Here is a 15856-nt window from a genome sequence, read left to right on the forward strand (position 1 = left end):
CCTACAGACAGTAGATACCCAACTACAAACCACCCATGAGCGCCTACAGACAGTAGATACCCAACTACAAACCACCCATGAGCGCCTACAGACAGTAGATACCCAACTACAAACCACCCATGAGAATTATATCAGAAATGACAGCTATGTCAAAAATGACCTCATGCAGCAGAAGCGGTTAATAGGATTATTTTTAGAGGAAGCACGGCGACGATTACCCGCACCTTTTGATCAAGAACAGCTACAAACCTTTGTCAATGAAGATGAACATTTGTTAGATGCTTTCTATGTGGCTTTTGAAGATTATTTCCGGGGTAGCCGTGAAGATATATTAAATAGATTAAAAGTATATTTACCTCTGATTGCGCAAGCTAATATTGGCACACCAGACGCACCTATTTTAGATATAGGCTGTGGGCGGGGTGAATGGTTAGAATTACTCAGGGACTCTGGATATATATCTAAAGGTATAGATATCAATAGAGTGATGATAGAGCAATGTCAAGCCAGAGCTTTGGATGTTATGGCCGCAGATGTCATCGATTATTTACAAACTTTACCGGAAAACAGTTTGGGTGCTGTCACAGGATTTCATATTATTGAGCATTTACCCTTTAAACTATTGATGCGGTTATTTGCAGAAACAGTCAGGGTGCTGAAACCCCAGGGGTTAGTAATTTTTGAAACCCCCAATCCTGAGAATGTTTTAGTAGGTAGCAATAATTTTTATTTAGATCCCACCCATCACCATCCATTACCTAGCGCCACAATTCAGTTTATCGCTGAAATATCTGGTTTATGTAATATCCAAGTGATGAAATTACATCCATATCCAGAGAATCAACAAGTTGCAGGTGAAGATTTAGCCCAACGCTTTAATGATTACTTTTATGGTTGCCAAGATTATGCAATTGTAGGTTATAAATTATGATCTCAATAGCAATAGTTACACCTTGGTTTGGTAAGGAGTTAAAAGGAGGAGCAGAACAACAAGCTTGGCAAATTGCAACCCGTTTAGCGCAGCGAGGACATGAAATCGAGGTTTTGACAACCTGTTGTCAATCTTTTGCAGATGATTGGTCTGTAAATCATCTCAGACCAGGGTTAACTCAAGAACTAGGCATAAAAATTAGACGCTTTCCTGTTAATTCTAGAAATAGCACTAGATTTGATGTAGTTAACTCGGCGATGTTAAGTTTACCATCTTCCCATTTAAGAACAGGAGTTAGTCCAGTTGTTTTAGAGGATGCAGATGTCTTTGCTCAGGAAAATATTAATTCCACTGCATTACTAAATTTTTTAAACAAACATCAAAATAACTATCAAGCATTTATATTTATTCCCTATCTTTATGGTGTAATTTTAAATGGTTTACCCCTGGTGTCTAGTCGAGCATTTCTTCAGCCTTGTTTACATGATGAAGTTTATGCCTATTTACCACAGGTGGCTGAAATTTTTCACGCTGCGAAAGGGTTGTTATTTATTAGTGAAGGTGAAGCAGAATTAGCCAAACAGTTATATGGTCCGGGAATTATCCCCAAAAGTATAGTTGCAGGTGCTGGCATAGAATTAGAACCTCATGATAATACACCAACTATTGAAATTAAAAATTTTTCCCCACAACCAGAAAAATATATTCTGTGTTTAGGTCGCACAGATGTAACCAAAAATACTGATTTATTAGTTAGGGCTTATAGTGATTTTAAGCAAAAGCATTTAGATTCTCATTTGAAATTAGTTATTGTCGGCCCTGGTAATCGATCTTTTCTCAAGCCCATGGAAGGATTAATAGATTTAGGTCTAGTCACAGAAAATCAAAAAGCGACATTATTAGCTAATTGTTTAGCTTTATTTCAACCGAGCCAAAACGAAAGTTATTCCCGGGTGATTATGGAGGCTTGGTTCTATGGTAAGCCCGTAGCGGCTCATAGTAGTTGCTTGGCTACTGCAATGGCAGTAAAATCTGCTAAAGGTGGTTTGCTAGCAGCAACAGAAATAGAATGGTCAGAATTATTTGCTGAATTTGACCAATTAGACAAGGACACAATCACAAGATACGGCATCAATGGTCAAAAATATGCCCAAGAAAATGCTGTTTGGGATCGGGTCATAGAACGTTATGAATTGGTATTGGGTTTATCTCCACAATCCCCACCGCTGATCAATAACCTCAGTTCAGGAAAGCTGAAAGAAATCCACCAACTACTACCTAATTTAGCCTATGGTGATGCTATTTCTAATCATGCTTTAGCAATTAGAGATTATTTACGTAAGTGCGGCTATAAATCAAATATTTTTGTCAAATATTTAGATGACCGAGTTGCTCAGGAAGCTAAAGTATTTCAACCCCATGTTATGAGTCAAACAGCAGGTTTAATCTATCATCATTCTATCGGTACCGAACTGACAGATTATGCGATCGCTCACCGGAATGTCAAATGTTTGATTTATCACAATATCACCCCCGCTGAGTTTTTTTTACCTTATCGACCAGACTTTGCCCAGATTCTGAGCAAAGGTCGTGGAGAACTCCCACAACTAGCTGAGTATTTTCCCCTTTCCTTAGGGGTTTCTGCTTATAATGCTGGGGAACTTGTAGCATCTGGTTTTAGTAACCCCGGTGTATTACCCATAGCAGTAGACCCCAGTAAATGGGATATGGCTGCGGATGTGGAATTAATGGAACACCTGCAAGATGGTAAAACAAATTTATTATTTGTGGGTCGTTTAGCCCCCAATAAATGTCAAGATGATTTACTAACAGCCTTTGACCATTACCTGACCATGGATCCACAGGCCAGACTCATTTTAGTAGGACAAGGAGACCCCAACGATCCATACTACCGACATTTACTCAACACCATAGACAAGCTCAGGCTGACAGAGTTTGTCATGCTTCCAGGTCAAGTCAATGATGCTCAACTATTGGCATTTTATCGCACAGCCCACCTGTTTTGGTCTATGAGTGAACATGAAGGTTTTTGTGTACCCTTAATTGAGGCTATGTGGTTTGATCTTCCCATTTTGGCTTACGCCAGCACTGCTGTACCAGAAACCTTGGGAGAGGGGGGTATACTTTTCACCAGTAAGGAGGACTTAATTGCAGTGGCGGCTCTTGCTAAGATTCTGGTGGGCGATCAGGGTTTAAGAGCAAAAGTAATCAATGCTCAACGCCGGCGTATAAATGATTTTTCCTTGGATAATGTCCATCAAAAAATAAGTGAAATGGCTCTGAAAATGGAAGAGGGATATTTATTATGAATTTTATCAATAGTTTTAACACAATTGGCAAAAAGATTAAACATCATCTCAATATTGCAAAACCTGAACAAATTTTTCCTCTTAACCCAGAATTACCATTACCAGAAGGTGTGTCTGAACAGCAGTTATTTAATTTTTTAGCAACTGTTTTAGTCTCAGATGCCCCACCTATAGAAATGGCGAATTATTGCCGACAAGATTTCCGCAGATTTGTCTATACATACGGAATGACGCGAGGTTTATCCGGCGATTGTTTGGAATTAGGAGCTAACCCATACTTTACAACCATATTACTGCAAAATTTCACTGATTTAAAATTAACTTTAGCTAACTACTTTGGTGATAATTATCCTAATAATTGCTCCCAAGAAGTTAGATATAAAAATTTGAAATCTGATGAATATTTATCAATTAATCTATCCTTTCATCACTTTAACATAGAAAGTGATATATTTCCGTTTAATGATCAACAGTTTGATGTAATTTTATTCTGTGAAATCCTAGAGCATTTGTTAATGAATCCAGTAGGAGTATTAAAGGAAATCAAGAGAATATTAAAACCAAATGGTGCATTAATTCTCACCACACCTAATGTTAGTAGGTTAGAAAATGTGGCTAGAATGATGGCTGGAGCTAATATATATGATCCTTATTCCGGTTATGGTCCTTATGGTAGACATAACCGTGAGTACAATAAACATGAAATATATTTACTTCTACAGCATGTTGGTTTTAGTATAGACAGTATGTTTACTGCTGATGTCCATAGTAACGAAGCAAATAATTACCACCCAATTGCCAATTTAGAACCCCTGTTAAAACCAAGAGAACTAGACTTAGGACAGTACATTTTTGTGCGAGCTTTAAATACCCACCCAGCACGAAATAAAAAACCAGCATTTTTATATAGAAGTTATCCATCTGAGGAGCTAGAGTGATCATGCGAGTTGCTTTTGTGGTGCAAAGGTGTGGATTAGAGGTAAATGGCGGTTCAGAAACTCTCTGTCTTCAAATAGCCCAGAGAATGTCTCATTACTGGGAAACAGAAATACTAACCACCTGTGCATTAGACTATATTCAATGGCAAAATTACTATCCACCGGGAGTTAGTAACATATCCGGTGTGACCGTGCGACGCTTCCAGGTATCTCCCACCAGAGACATCGAAAAATTTAATTATTTGTCTGCAGAGATTTCTCATCATTTGTTAACAGCTACCCTGGAGGAGCAAGAAACCTGGATGCAAGCCCAAGGGCCAGTGTCTCCCGACTTAATTACTTACGTTCAAAAACACAAAAATGAATATGATGCCTTTATTTTCTTTACTTATTTATATGCCACTACCTATTTAATTTTGCCATTAGTGGCAGAGAAAGCCTACTTAGTTCCCTGCGCCCATGATGAATGGCCTATTTACCTAAGTATGTGGGAAAATTTCTTTAAAAAACCACAGGGCTTTATTTTTAACACCCCAGAAGAAAGGGATTTTTTAGTAACTCGTTTTCCCCATGTCAGTTTCAGCGGACCGATTGCGGGGGTAGCAGTAAACCCACCTCTTACCTTGAATGCAGAAGGATTTCGGCACAAACACAATCTACATGAACCCTTTTTACTGTATGCTGGCAGAATAGACCCATCTAAGGGATGTGACCAACTTTTTGATTATTTCACCCTATTGCGAAACCAGGAATCAGGTTTAAGAAAGTTGGTTTTGTTAGGTAAGGCCGCAATGCCAATTCCCCAACATCCAGATATTATCTCATTGGGTTTTGTAGATGAACAAATCAAGTGGGATGCTTTAGCAGCTTGCGATTTGCTAGTTATGTCTTCACCCTATGAGAGCCTTTCTATTGTCTTGTTAGAGGCTTGGGCAGTAGGTAAACCTGTCTTAGTTAATGGTAGATGTGATGTATTAGTGGGGCAATGTCGCCGGTCTAATGGTGGGGTTTGGTATACTAATCCAGAGGAGTTTCAAGTCGCAATTGAAACAATAAACGAGTCGGTAAGAAATCAATTAGGTAGGCAAGGAAAATTATTTGTAGAAAGAAATTATATATGGACTAAGATTGAAGAAAAATATTTAAAACTACTGGAATAAGCAAAAATTTTATACTCTTTATTCTGCTATAATCCTAAATTAGCATTTCCCAATTTTAAGACGGTAGTTGAGAGGTTATTTCACTTTTTAACAAATCAAATATGAGCGAGGCACTTTTAGAACCAATATTAAGACGACTAAGACTCTGGAGAGTCCTACCCCATATTCCCAAAAACTCCCTACTCTTGGATATAGGCTGTGGCACTAAAGCGACTTTTCTAAAAGCTATTGCGCCCCATATCAAACAAGGTTTTGGTGTTGACTTTAAAGTCAACGACTTGCAAATGGGTAATATTCAAACCAAACAACTAAGGTTTGAGAACCATTTACCCTTTGCAGATGCAAGTTTTGAAGTAGTCACCATGCTTGCAGTTTTAGAACACATTGAGCAAGAGAGGGAGATATTACAAGAAATTTACCGAGTGCTGATTCCAGGAGGGAAATTAATCTTAACAGTACCATCAGTTTGGTCACAACCTGTTCTGGAGTTTTTAGCTTATCGGCTAAAAATTGTCAGTGCTGCGGAAATTCGAGATCACAAAAGATACTATAACCGCCAGAAACTACACAGGGTTTTAGTTAATCTGACCAAATTTCAAAACTTTCATCATCAATACTTTCAGTTAGGAATGAACAATTTTTGTACAGTTGTTAAATAAAGTTTTAAGTCAAGTAAATTTATGAAATTATCTGTTGTGATTCCCTGTTATAACGAACTCGGCACAATTGGCCAAGTAATAGAAGCAGTCAAAGCGTCTCCTGTGGAAAGCCTAGAAATCATTATTGTTGACGACTATTCCACAGATGGCACCAGACAATTATTACAGTCTCAATTAGAATCAGAAGTAGATCAAGTTATTTATCACCATAAAAATCAGGGAAAAGGCGCAGCCTTAAGAACAGGATTTGCCGCCGCCACTGGAGATATTGTCATTGTTCAAGATGCTGATTTAGAATACGATCCCCAAGAATATCCTTTAATGATTCAGCCGATTGTATCAGGAAAAGCTGATGTAGTTTTCGGTTCTCGCTTTCAAGGTGGTAGACCTCATAGAGTAGTCTATTATTGGCACAGGGTTGGTAATGGTTTTTTAACAATGTTATCCAATATGTTTACTAACATTAACCTGACAGACATGGAAACTTGTTATAAAGCCTTCCGCCGGGAAATAATTCAATCTATACGCATCAGAGAAAATAGATTTGGTTTTGAACCAGAAATTACAGCCAAGGTAGCAAAAAAGGGATGTCGCATTTATGAAGTCGGCATTTCTTATTATGGTCGTACCTACAAAGAAGGAAAGAAGATTGGTTGGAAAGATGGATTTAGGGCAATTTACTGTATATTCAAATATAATTTATTTTAAAGCTTATTAAAAATAAAATATCACTATAACATGATTACTGTACTAGAAACAATTTTATTATTTGTTTTTTCTCTCCTAGTTTATCTTGCTAATGGAGCCACCATAAGTTCTGGTGATACAGCTCCTAATACTTTGTTAGCTTTTAATTTCTTAGAAAACCACACCCTACATTTAGATGCTTTCAAACAAAGCTATCTTTGTACTGTAAGTTATGGTAGTTGTTACTTTTTTGCAGAAGCAAACAACGGACATTTAACTTCTGCCTATCCCATAGGAACAGCCATTGTAACTTTTCCACTGTATGTAATTTTTTACCTATATTTAAAACTGACAGAATATCTCTCAGTTCCTATAGATTTAACATCTGTAAGTTTTGAAGTCCATAGATTATTTTTTGAAAAACTAGCAGCGTCAATTACTACAGCTTTCACAGTCTCTATTTTCTATTTATCTCTGAGATTAAAGTTTAAGCGAGGGTTATCTTTAGTAACTACCTTTATATTTGCCTTTGCTACAAATACATGGATGACAAGTTCTCAAGGGCTATGGCAGCACGGAATCTCTAATTTAGCACTTGTAAGTATTATATTTTGTTTACTAAAAGCTAATAGAGCCAAAAAACACCATCGGAATAAGTGGTTAATATTAGCAGGTATAGCTTGTGGACTTCTTCCTGGTATTCGTCCTACAAGTGCAGTATATACCATAGGAGCGATTATATACTCAGTGTTTACCTATCGGCGGCAAGCTATTTTCCTATTTTCCGGCTTAATTACAGCAGTTCCCTCTATTGTATGGAACCTATACTACTTTAATAATCTCGTTGGTGGTTACTCAAGTTCACATCTTTTTTCAGAATCACCTTATAGCTTGAATAATTTCATCGAGTCATCACTAGGAACCCTAATTAGTCCTGGGAGGGGACTGTTAATCTTCTCTCCTATCCTTGTCTATTCATTATTGGGAGCCTATCAAATTTGTCAACGCAAGTATGATCAGGATGACTTGATAGGATGTATGTCAGTCGCTGGATTTATATTACTTTTCAGTTATTTTTTGTATCGTTTTTGGTGGGCTGGTCATAGCTACGGACCTAGATTTATGACTGATATTTTACCTATTTTTTGTTATTTAATTAGCTATTATCTTGTTAATATATTTCCGAAAGTATTACCCAATTATAAAATTATCAGCTTGAAGTTATTTATATTTATAACTTTGGGTTTATTTTCCACCTTGGTTCAACTTGCAGGAGCTTTTGCTTATAATCCAGGTGTTTTATGGAATGCTATTCCTTTGAATGTAGATTTGTACCATCATAGACTTTGGGATATAAAAGATAGTCAAATAGAAAGAAATATGAGAGCATCCTTAAATCAAATTATTAAGCCAAACTTTGACAATGCAACTTATATACAGGGTCTTGATGGGGTGATTCAAAAAATTACAGATGACCAGGATCAGCCCATACAGTCACTAATATCAGTCCCACCTGGTTATGTGCAAGTATTTAAAGCTAATCTTAAAAATACAGGTGTATCCAGATGGGTTGGTTATAAGTCTGCTGTAGTAATAGGAGAAACACGGATAAGGGGACGTTTCCTAAATGAAAAAAATAATCTAATTAGTGAGGTGAGAATGTTTGTTTCTGGAAATCCCAGAACCAATGAGTTGGTCAACGCCATTGGGTCAATTAATTTTCCTCCAGAGCCAGGAAAGTATAAACTAAATTTTGACTTAATAGCAGAAGGTGTGAGCGAGTTCCCTAAAATTAATGACAAGTCACTTTATGTGATAAATGTAGATGTGATCAAGCCCAAATAATTAGGAGATTGCCTTGACCCCACAAGAATTTAGTTTATTATTAATATCAGTTTTAACAAGTGTAGCTGGTCAGTTTTTCTTAAAAGCTGGCGCACTTAAATTAGGCAAAGTCAATCTAAACAATACCATTAGCCATATTTTCAGTATCATTACCATCCCGGAACTGCTAATCGGGTTGACCTGTTATGGTTTAGGTGCTGTAGCTTACATACTCTTATTAACCAGAGTGAATTTAAGTGTTGCTGGCCCTTCCATAGCATTAGTGTATGTGTTTTCAGTGTTGTTGGGTTACTTGATTTTTAAAGAAACAATTCCTCTCACTCGTCTAATAGGTTTGAGTTCTATTATCGCTGGAGTGATTTTAGTAGTTTGGCAAAAATGACCGATTAAGATAAAATTTGATAATTTTCATGGTGAAAATCCTCATTGATGCTACCCCAGTAGAACCCCAACCGAGTGGGATTGGGTTTTATGTAGCTAATTTAATATCTGCTCTGAGTGCAATACAAACAGCAGATAATTTTGAGTTAGGATTAGTTTATCAACCAGGTTTAAAAAATTGGTTACGGGGTGATTTGCGCCTTCCTGATGCTTTGAAACATTACCCCCATGGTCATGTATTCCCCTTACCTGTAAGACTATCAAATTTACTCTTAGCTTCAGGGTTTAAACCAGGTTTATCTTACTGGGAAAAATATTTTGACTCTCCAGATATCTTACACGGTACTAATTACTCCGTCTATCCTTGTCAAAATAGCCTCAAGGTAATGAATATATATGATTTGACATTTATCAAATATCCTCAGTATGTAGATTCAGTTGTCAAAACATATACAGAAAGAGTGCGGCGCTGTTTACAGTGGACAGATTTAGTATTAACAATTTCCGAAAGCTCTAAACAAGATATTATCGAATATTTGCAGGTAGCACCAGAAAAAATTTATGTAACTCCCTTAGCTAGTCGCTATCATCCATCCTTCTTAGAACCAGAAAATATTCAAGAATTAGAAACAAAAATTAAATATGATTTTTCTCAACCTTATATTCTGTTTGTCAGCACCATAGAACCCAGAAAAAACATTGAGAATATCATTACTGCATTTAATTTATTAAACCAAAAATATAAAATTCCTCATCAATTAGTCTTAATAGGTAAAAAAGGATGGAACTACAAGCCAATATTTGCAGCGATTGAAAATTCACCTTGGCAAAACAAAATTCACCATTTAGAATACCTCAATAACCAATTAGTAGGATTATTTTACTCCCAAGCTGATGTATTTGTTTATCCATCCCATTATGAAGGATTCGGTTTACCTGTCTTAGAAGCAATGACATTAGGCGCACCTGTGGTCACTGCTAACACTTCCTCCCTCCCAGAAGTTGCGGGAGATGCAGCTATATTCATTGACCCCAATGACCCCATGCAATTAGCTACAGGGATTTTAGAAGTAATTAGTAATTCTGATTTACGCCAACAATTAATTAATAAAGGTAGAGACAGAGCCAAATTATTTTCCTGGGAAATAACAGCAAAACAAACATTAAAGGCTTATAGGAGTATTATTTGATCAATCTCCCAAGAATTAAAGTCATAAGAGTAGCGATCGCCTGTGGGATAGTTGTCAGCCAAAAATTCTGTGCTCAAAATCTAGGCTTTGCTCGCTATCTTCTGTCGGAGTTTAGAGATAATATCGGCGCTTAGTTCATTTTCTGGTTCTACCACTTCCCTTGTGTCTAGTGAGAGTTTTACCTCTTCGGGGGTCGCCTGACCCAAATCATTGAGCAGTTTTTGGAATGAAATACTCTGCTGTTCAACGGTCTGAGCGGAAACGGGTTCAACGACATAATTTTGGGAAACTTGTCGTGTTAGGGCATAGACGATGTATTGATTTAGGGATACGCCCTCTTGGGAGGCTTGATAACTGAGTTGTTGATGGAGGCTTTCGGGTAAGCGTAGGGTGAGACGGCTCATTTTATTGATCTCCTGTCAGTTTCAGAATGAGTTCGACGGGGGACAGAACAGTTAAACCTAGGAACTGTTTTGCCCGTTGAAAATCTTTGAGGTTTGAGGTGACGATCGCCGCATTAGCGTTCATGGCACAGTCGATAATCAGATCATCACCAGGATCAGGGGAGGTAGGTCGCCACGTAAAGTAGATTTCGGTAAATTCGGTGAGGGTGAGTAACCTACCAAGGACGGGTTGTAGGTTTTGCCAACGGATGGGGGATAGTTTGCGGGTCAAAACATCTTGGTACTCATAGGCGATCGCCGTGGAAATATGAACGATAAATAATTCTGCTAACCAAGCTTCGATGATCAGCCCTGATGCGCCCCCCTGTTTGGTTAAGCCTTCTAAAACGATATTGGTGTCGATAACCAGATGTAAGGGGGCTTGCTGCTATATAAATCCTAGACAAGTCTAGACATTTATTTCTTACTTCTACGTCAAATTTTGTACTAATTTTTTCTTTGGTTTGACTTACAAAATTTTAGCAATCAAATCAGTAAAATATATATGTAACTACTATAAAATATTGTTCATGAACATAACAGTGGAACTACCAAGCGGCAAAATACTAGATATAGCTCGTTTTATTGCTCTCCTTCCAAATGGCAATAGTACTTATCAACTAATTTTAGAAGGATATCCTAATCCTATTAACTTAGAAGTATCAGATGTTCAAAGTTTGAAAAAAATTTTGGAATTAGATCAAGGTAAAACAGCAAACTTTAGTCAATCAGTATGGGATAAAGAGCAGCAAATACAGAAAAACCAAAAAGCGATCGCACTTTTGGCTAAACGCATAAAACAACATCAAAATATGTCTGAAGAAGAAGCCAGAGAACGAGAAGAATTTTTTGAAGAATTTAAGCAAATCATTGATGAACAAAGGTCTCCAGGACAAAAGTTATATTTACAATCATGATTGTTTTTATTGACTCTGGTGTACTAGGAATACTTGTAAATCCCAGCAAAATTGGTGAAGCAAGCGATTGTGAGCAATGGTTATACCGCTTGCTCTCTCAGGGTGTTTATATATGTTCTTCAGATTTATGTGATTATGAAGTTAGAAGAAGCCTAATTCTGGAAACTCAGAAAAAGCCTCATCTTCAGAGTTTAGAAAATTTAAATGTCCTCAGAGAAATAATTGATTTTTTACCTGTTTCTTCTTCATTATTAATACAAGCCTCCTCTCTCTGGGCATCTGCGCGTCGTCAAGGTATTCCAACAGCAGATAATAAAAGCCTTGATATTGACATTATTATCTGTAGCCACTGGCAAGAACTTAAACAAGAATTTCCTGGTCGCTACATTGTAATTGCAACTACCAATGTCAAACATTTAAGCCGTTTTGCTGAGGCAAACACTTGGAGCAAGATTATGTGCTAAATTATTCTTGCTCATACCAGCAGCATCAACACTCGTGAAACTAATACCCACTGAAATTCCTGACGTCCACCTCATCGAACCGCAAGTATTCACTGACTCCCGCGGGTTTTTCTTGGAATCCTATAACCAGCAAAAATTTAGTGAGAAATTAGGTATTACTGTCAACTTCGTCCAAGATAACCATTCTGGTTCTCACCAGAACGTCCTGCGGGGACTGCACTATCAAATTATTCAACCCCAAGGTAAACTCGTCCGCGCTGTGGTGGGTACCATCTTTGATGTCGCTGTAGATATTAGAAGAATTTCCCCCACCTGCGGAAAATGGGTAGGTTATGAACTCAGCGCCGAGAATAAACGCCAACTATGGATACCACCCGGCTTTGCTCACGGTTTTCTGGTACTGTCAGCAACCGCAGAAGTTATATATAAAACTACAGATTATTACTGTCGTGAAGGCGATCGCACCATTAGTTGGGATGATCCAGATTTAGGGATTGACTGGCCTATCAAAGCTAACCCAATTATATCAGATAAAGATAGTAAAGGTCAAGCATTTAGCACAGCAGAAATCTATGAATAAATCAATCTTACTACTGGGTAGTAAAGGTCAAGTTGGTCAAGAAATCGAAAACATTCTTGCACCCCATCACAAAATTATTCCCCTAGCACGTCCCAACATTGATTTAACTCAAACCGATAGCTTGGCGCAAATTATTAGAGATATCCAACCCCAAATCATTATTAACGCCGCAGCTTACACTGCTGTAGACAAAGCCGAAACAGAACCGGAATTAGCCACAGCCATCAATGCAACAGCGCCGGAAATTATCGCCGCAGAAAGCAAAAAACTGGGTTGTTTCCTGATTCACCTGTCTACAGATTATGTCTTTGATGGTCAACAAACTCGCCCATACCAAGAAAATGATGTCACTAACCCCGTAAATATTTACGGTCAAACCAAACTAGCGGGGGAAATAGCAATTCAACAAACCCACCGCCATCATATTATCTTGCGGACAGCTTGGGTTTATGGCAGTTTTGGCAAAAGTAACTTTGTCAAAACCATGCTGCGACTGGGTAAAGAACGCCCAGAAATTGGTGTAGTTACAGACCAAATTGGTAGTCCCACATGGGCGCGAGATATTGCGCAGGCGATCGCCCACATCATACCTCAGTTGACACCAGAAATTGCCGGCACTTACCACTATACCAATAGTGGCGTGATTAGCTGGTATGATTTCGCCGTGGCGATTTTTGCAGAAGCCCAGCAACTGGGTTTTCCCCTTACACCACCCAAAGTCATCCCCATCACCACCGCCGAATATCCCACCTTAGCCCGTCGCCCAGCTTATCCTGTCCTAGCTTGTGGGAAAATATCAGAAGTTTTAGGGACTTACCCGCCCCATTGGCGACAAAGACTCAGACTAATGCTCACAGACTGGCGCTCTCAATCCAAATCACTATGAAAGCACTGATTCTCTCTGGCGGTAAAGGTACACGCCTACGCCCACTCACTTATACAGGTGCAAAACAACTAGTACCCGTTGCCAACAAACCCATTTTATGGTATGGCATTGAAGAAATGGTTGCCGCAGGTATCACTGATATTGGTATTATTATCAGCCCGGAAACCGGAACAGAAGTAAAAAATAAAACCGGGGATGGTCAACGTTTTGGCGCTAACATCACCTATATTTTACAAGACCAACCAGCGGGTTTAGCTCATGCGGTCAAAGTCGCCCGTACGTTTTTAGCAGATTCACCCTTTATCATGTACTTGGGTGACAACCTGATTCAACCAGGAGACTTAAGTTACTTTCTACAAAAATTTACACAACAACAACCAGAAGCATTAATTCTACTGCGGGAAGTTGTCAACCCTAGTGCTTTTGGTGTGGCTAAAGTAGACCACACAGGGCGAGTATTAGAACTAATCGAAAAACCCAAAGTTCCCCCATCCAATTTAGCATTAGTCGGGGTTTATTTCTTTTCCCCAATTATCCATGAAGCCATTAATCGCATCCAACCATCAAACAGAGGCGAATTAGAAATCACCGATGCGATTCAATGTTTAATTGGCCATAAAAAACAAGTCATAGCCTGTAAACTAGATAGTTGGTGGCTAGATACTGGGAAAAAAGATGATTTACTAGAAGCTAACCGTTTAATTCTCGATACCTATTTAAAAGCATCTAATTTAGGTGAAGTTGACAGCAAAAGTCAGATTATTGGGCGAGTAGAAATTGGGAGTAATTCCCAAATTATTAACTGTACAATTCGTGGACCAGTAGTGATTGGTAAGAATTGCTATTTAGAAAACTGCTTTATTGGTCCCTATAGCAGCATTGCTGATCACACCAAGCTCATTGATACTGATTTAGAACACAGCGTAATTTTAGAAGGTGCTAAAATTATCGGCATTAATCAGCGTATCATTGATAGCGTCATTGGACAACGCGCCCAATTAACCCTTGCTCCTCGTCGTCCTAAAGCCTTACGGTTTTTGATTGGTGATGATTCTCAAATTGAACTCATATAATTTACTTTAAAGCCTTTTTCATGTTCATGAAGTACACACCAATTCCCTATTCCCTATTCCCTATTCCCTATTCCCTATTCCCTGTTCCCTGTTCCCTGTTCCCTGTTCCCTCAAACTAAAAAAAATTGTACCTCACGAGCATGGGAAATGCTATATTAACAATGACTAGCAAAAAAGCCCTCATCACTGGACTGACTGGACAAGATGGTTCCTATCTGGCGGAAATTCTCTTAACCAAAGGTTATCAAGTATTCGGACTAGTCCGTCGTTCCAGCACCAGCAACCTAGAACGTATTAGCCACCTGGGAGATAATGTAGAGATTGTCTCCGGTGACCTCCTCGATCAATCTTCCTTAATGGATGTAATTACCGATTCACAACCGGATGAGATTTACAACCTTGCATCTCAAAGCTACGTCCCCCTTTCTTGGACTCAACCAGCCCTGACGGCTGAATATACAGCTCTGGGTGTTTCCCGTCTCTTAGAATCTATTCGCCGCTGCAAACCAGATGTAAGATTTTACCAAGCCTCTAGCAGTGAAGTTTTTGGTCAACCTGATGAGTCACCCCAAACCGAACGCACCGCTTTTCGCCCCCGTAACCCCTACGGTGTGGCCAAAGCTTACGCCCACTGGATGACTGTTAACTATCGGCAAAAATATAACCTTTACGCCTGTTGTGGTATTACTTATACTCACGAATCACCACGACGGGGTACAGAATTTGTATTTCGTAAAATTACCCACGCCGTCGCCCAAATTAAACTGGGTTTGGCACATGAACTAAAATTAGGTAATTTAGATGCCCGTCGTGATTGGTGCTACGCTAAAGATGCTGTTTATGCCATGTGGTTGATGTTGCAGCAAGAACAGCCGGAAGATTATATTATTGCCAGTGGTGAAACTCATTCTGTGAGAGAACTGGTAGAATGTGCTTTTAACAGCGTTGGTCTCAATTGGCAAGATTATGTGACAGTTGACCCCGCTTTTTACCGTCCTGATGAACCAGTGCAGTTAGTTGGTGCTGTGGATAAAATTAAAACTGAGTTAGGTTGGCAACCTGAATATAGTTTCACACAACTGGTAGAATTAATGGTTGATTATGACCTGAAAAAATTGCGGGATAGCCTCGATTAACAGCATCATGTATTGGGTTGATGAACCACAGATGAACATAATCTGTAGGTGTTTATGCTCACCTATCCTAAGAGGTTGTTTTAAAAGGTATGATTAGTGTATCAAATATTGTTTTCCCCCCACCCTCCCCATTCCCTTCACAAGGGAATGGGACTTGATTTTGTTTCTTCCGGTGTGTTCCCTGTTCCCTGTTCCCTGTTCCCTGTTCCCTGTTCCCTGTTCCCTGTTCCCTGTTC

The 15856-nt window shown here is 38.7% G+C and carries 17 protein-coding genes; 15 read left to right on the forward strand and 2 right to left on the reverse strand.

Annotated elements, in window-relative coordinates:
• From PN447_RS01495 to PN447_RS01535, 9 genes are all read left to right on the forward strand, one after another.
• A partial coding sequence (locus PN447_RS01495) for a class I SAM-dependent methyltransferase (RefSeq protein WP_271760231.1) occupies nucleotides 1-931 on the forward strand: 931 nt, incomplete at its 5' end.
• The gene (locus PN447_RS01500; protein WP_271760232.1) at nucleotides 928-3261 is read left to right on the forward strand and encodes a glycosyltransferase family 4 protein; all 2334 of its coding nucleotides are present in this window, start codon (nucleotides 928-930) and stop codon (nucleotides 3259-3261) included. The genes PN447_RS01495 and PN447_RS01500, both read left to right, overlap by 4 nt.
• Nucleotides 3258-4199 carry a class I SAM-dependent methyltransferase gene (locus tag PN447_RS01505; RefSeq protein WP_271760233.1) on the forward strand — a complete coding sequence of 314 codons (942 nt, stop codon included), beginning with the start codon at nucleotides 3258-3260 and terminating at the stop codon, nucleotides 4197-4199. The genes PN447_RS01500 and PN447_RS01505 overlap by 4 nt, the downstream gene beginning before the upstream one ends.
• Nucleotides 4200-4201: 2 nt before the next feature.
• Nucleotides 4202-5359, forward strand: a complete 1158-nt coding sequence (locus tag PN447_RS01510) for a glycosyltransferase family 4 protein (protein ID WP_271760235.1) — start codon at nucleotides 4202-4204, stop codon at nucleotides 5357-5359.
• Between the two features lie 101 nt (nucleotides 5360-5460).
• Nucleotides 5461-6018 (forward strand): class I SAM-dependent methyltransferase, encoded by a 558-nt coding sequence (locus PN447_RS01515; RefSeq protein ID WP_271760237.1) that lies wholly within the window; start codon nucleotides 5461-5463, stop codon nucleotides 6016-6018.
• A 21-nt stretch (nucleotides 6019-6039) separates the two neighbouring features.
• Nucleotides 6040-6726 (forward strand): glycosyltransferase family 2 protein, encoded by a 687-nt coding sequence (locus PN447_RS01520; RefSeq protein WP_271760239.1) that lies wholly within the window; start codon nucleotides 6040-6042, stop codon nucleotides 6724-6726.
• A 30-nt stretch (nucleotides 6727-6756) separates the two neighbouring features.
• Nucleotides 6757-8550 carry a protein O-mannosyl-transferase family gene (locus PN447_RS01525; RefSeq protein ID WP_271760241.1) on the forward strand — a complete coding sequence of 598 codons (1794 nt, stop codon included), beginning with the start codon at nucleotides 6757-6759 and terminating at the stop codon, nucleotides 8548-8550.
• 13 nt (nucleotides 8551-8563) lie between these two features.
• Nucleotides 8564-8932: an EamA family transporter gene (locus PN447_RS01530; protein ID WP_271731856.1), complete on the forward strand. Its 369-nt coding sequence runs from the start codon at nucleotides 8564-8566 to the stop codon at nucleotides 8930-8932.
• Nucleotides 8933-8960: 28 nt separating this feature from the next.
• Complete coding sequence (locus PN447_RS01535; protein ID WP_271760243.1) at nucleotides 8961-10121, forward strand: glycosyltransferase family 4 protein; 1161 nt, start codon at nucleotides 8961-8963, stop codon at nucleotides 10119-10121.
• Between the two features lie 80 nt (nucleotides 10122-10201).
• Here PN447_RS01535 and PN447_RS01540 read toward each other — a convergent pair whose 3' ends face one another.
• Both PN447_RS01540 and PN447_RS01545 read right to left on the reverse strand, forming a co-directional pair.
• Nucleotides 10202-10525 (reverse strand): YlcI/YnfO family protein, encoded by a 324-nt coding sequence (locus PN447_RS01540; protein WP_271731853.1) that lies wholly within the window; start codon nucleotides 10523-10525, stop codon nucleotides 10202-10204.
• Between the two features lies 1 nt (nucleotide 10526).
• Entirely contained in the window at nucleotides 10527-10934 is a 408-nt protein-coding gene (locus PN447_RS01545; protein ID WP_334311069.1) for a putative toxin-antitoxin system toxin component, PIN family, read from the reverse strand.
• A 160-nt stretch (nucleotides 10935-11094) separates the two neighbouring features.
• Between PN447_RS01545 and PN447_RS01550 the strand changes: the two genes are divergently transcribed.
• From PN447_RS01550 to PN447_RS01575, 6 genes are all read left to right on the forward strand, one after another.
• Entirely contained in the window at nucleotides 11095-11481 is a 387-nt protein-coding gene (locus PN447_RS01550) for a hypothetical protein (RefSeq protein ID WP_271760245.1), read from the forward strand.
• On the forward strand, nucleotides 11478-11945 hold the full coding sequence (locus PN447_RS01555; protein ID WP_271760246.1) for a type II toxin-antitoxin system VapC family toxin: 468 nt from the start codon (nucleotides 11478-11480) through the stop codon (nucleotides 11943-11945). The genes PN447_RS01550 and PN447_RS01555 overlap by 4 nt, the downstream gene beginning before the upstream one ends.
• A 34-nt stretch (nucleotides 11946-11979) precedes the next feature.
• Nucleotides 11980-12525, forward strand: a complete 546-nt coding sequence (rfbC, locus tag PN447_RS01560) for a dTDP-4-dehydrorhamnose 3,5-epimerase (RefSeq protein WP_271760247.1) — start codon at nucleotides 11980-11982, stop codon at nucleotides 12523-12525.
• Nucleotides 12518-13411 carry a dTDP-4-dehydrorhamnose reductase gene (gene rfbD, locus PN447_RS01565; protein WP_271760248.1) on the forward strand — a complete coding sequence of 298 codons (894 nt, stop codon included), beginning with the start codon at nucleotides 12518-12520 and terminating at the stop codon, nucleotides 13409-13411. The genes rfbC and rfbD overlap by 8 nt, the downstream gene beginning before the upstream one ends.
• Nucleotides 13408-14484: a glucose-1-phosphate thymidylyltransferase gene (locus PN447_RS01570; protein ID WP_271760250.1), complete on the forward strand. Its 1077-nt coding sequence runs from the start codon at nucleotides 13408-13410 to the stop codon at nucleotides 14482-14484. The genes rfbD and PN447_RS01570 overlap by 4 nt, the downstream gene beginning before the upstream one ends.
• 161 nt (nucleotides 14485-14645) lie before the next feature.
• The gene (locus tag PN447_RS01575; RefSeq protein ID WP_271760251.1) at nucleotides 14646-15620 is read left to right on the forward strand and encodes a GDP-mannose 4,6-dehydratase; all 975 of its coding nucleotides are present in this window, start codon (nucleotides 14646-14648) and stop codon (nucleotides 15618-15620) included.
• Nucleotides 15621-15856 lie beyond the last annotated feature (236 nt).

It is taken from the genome of Anabaena sp. CS-542/02 (assembly GCF_028331085.1).
Taxonomy (GTDB): Bacteria; Cyanobacteriota; Cyanobacteriia; order Cyanobacteriales; family Nostocaceae; genus Anabaenopsis; species Anabaenopsis arnoldii.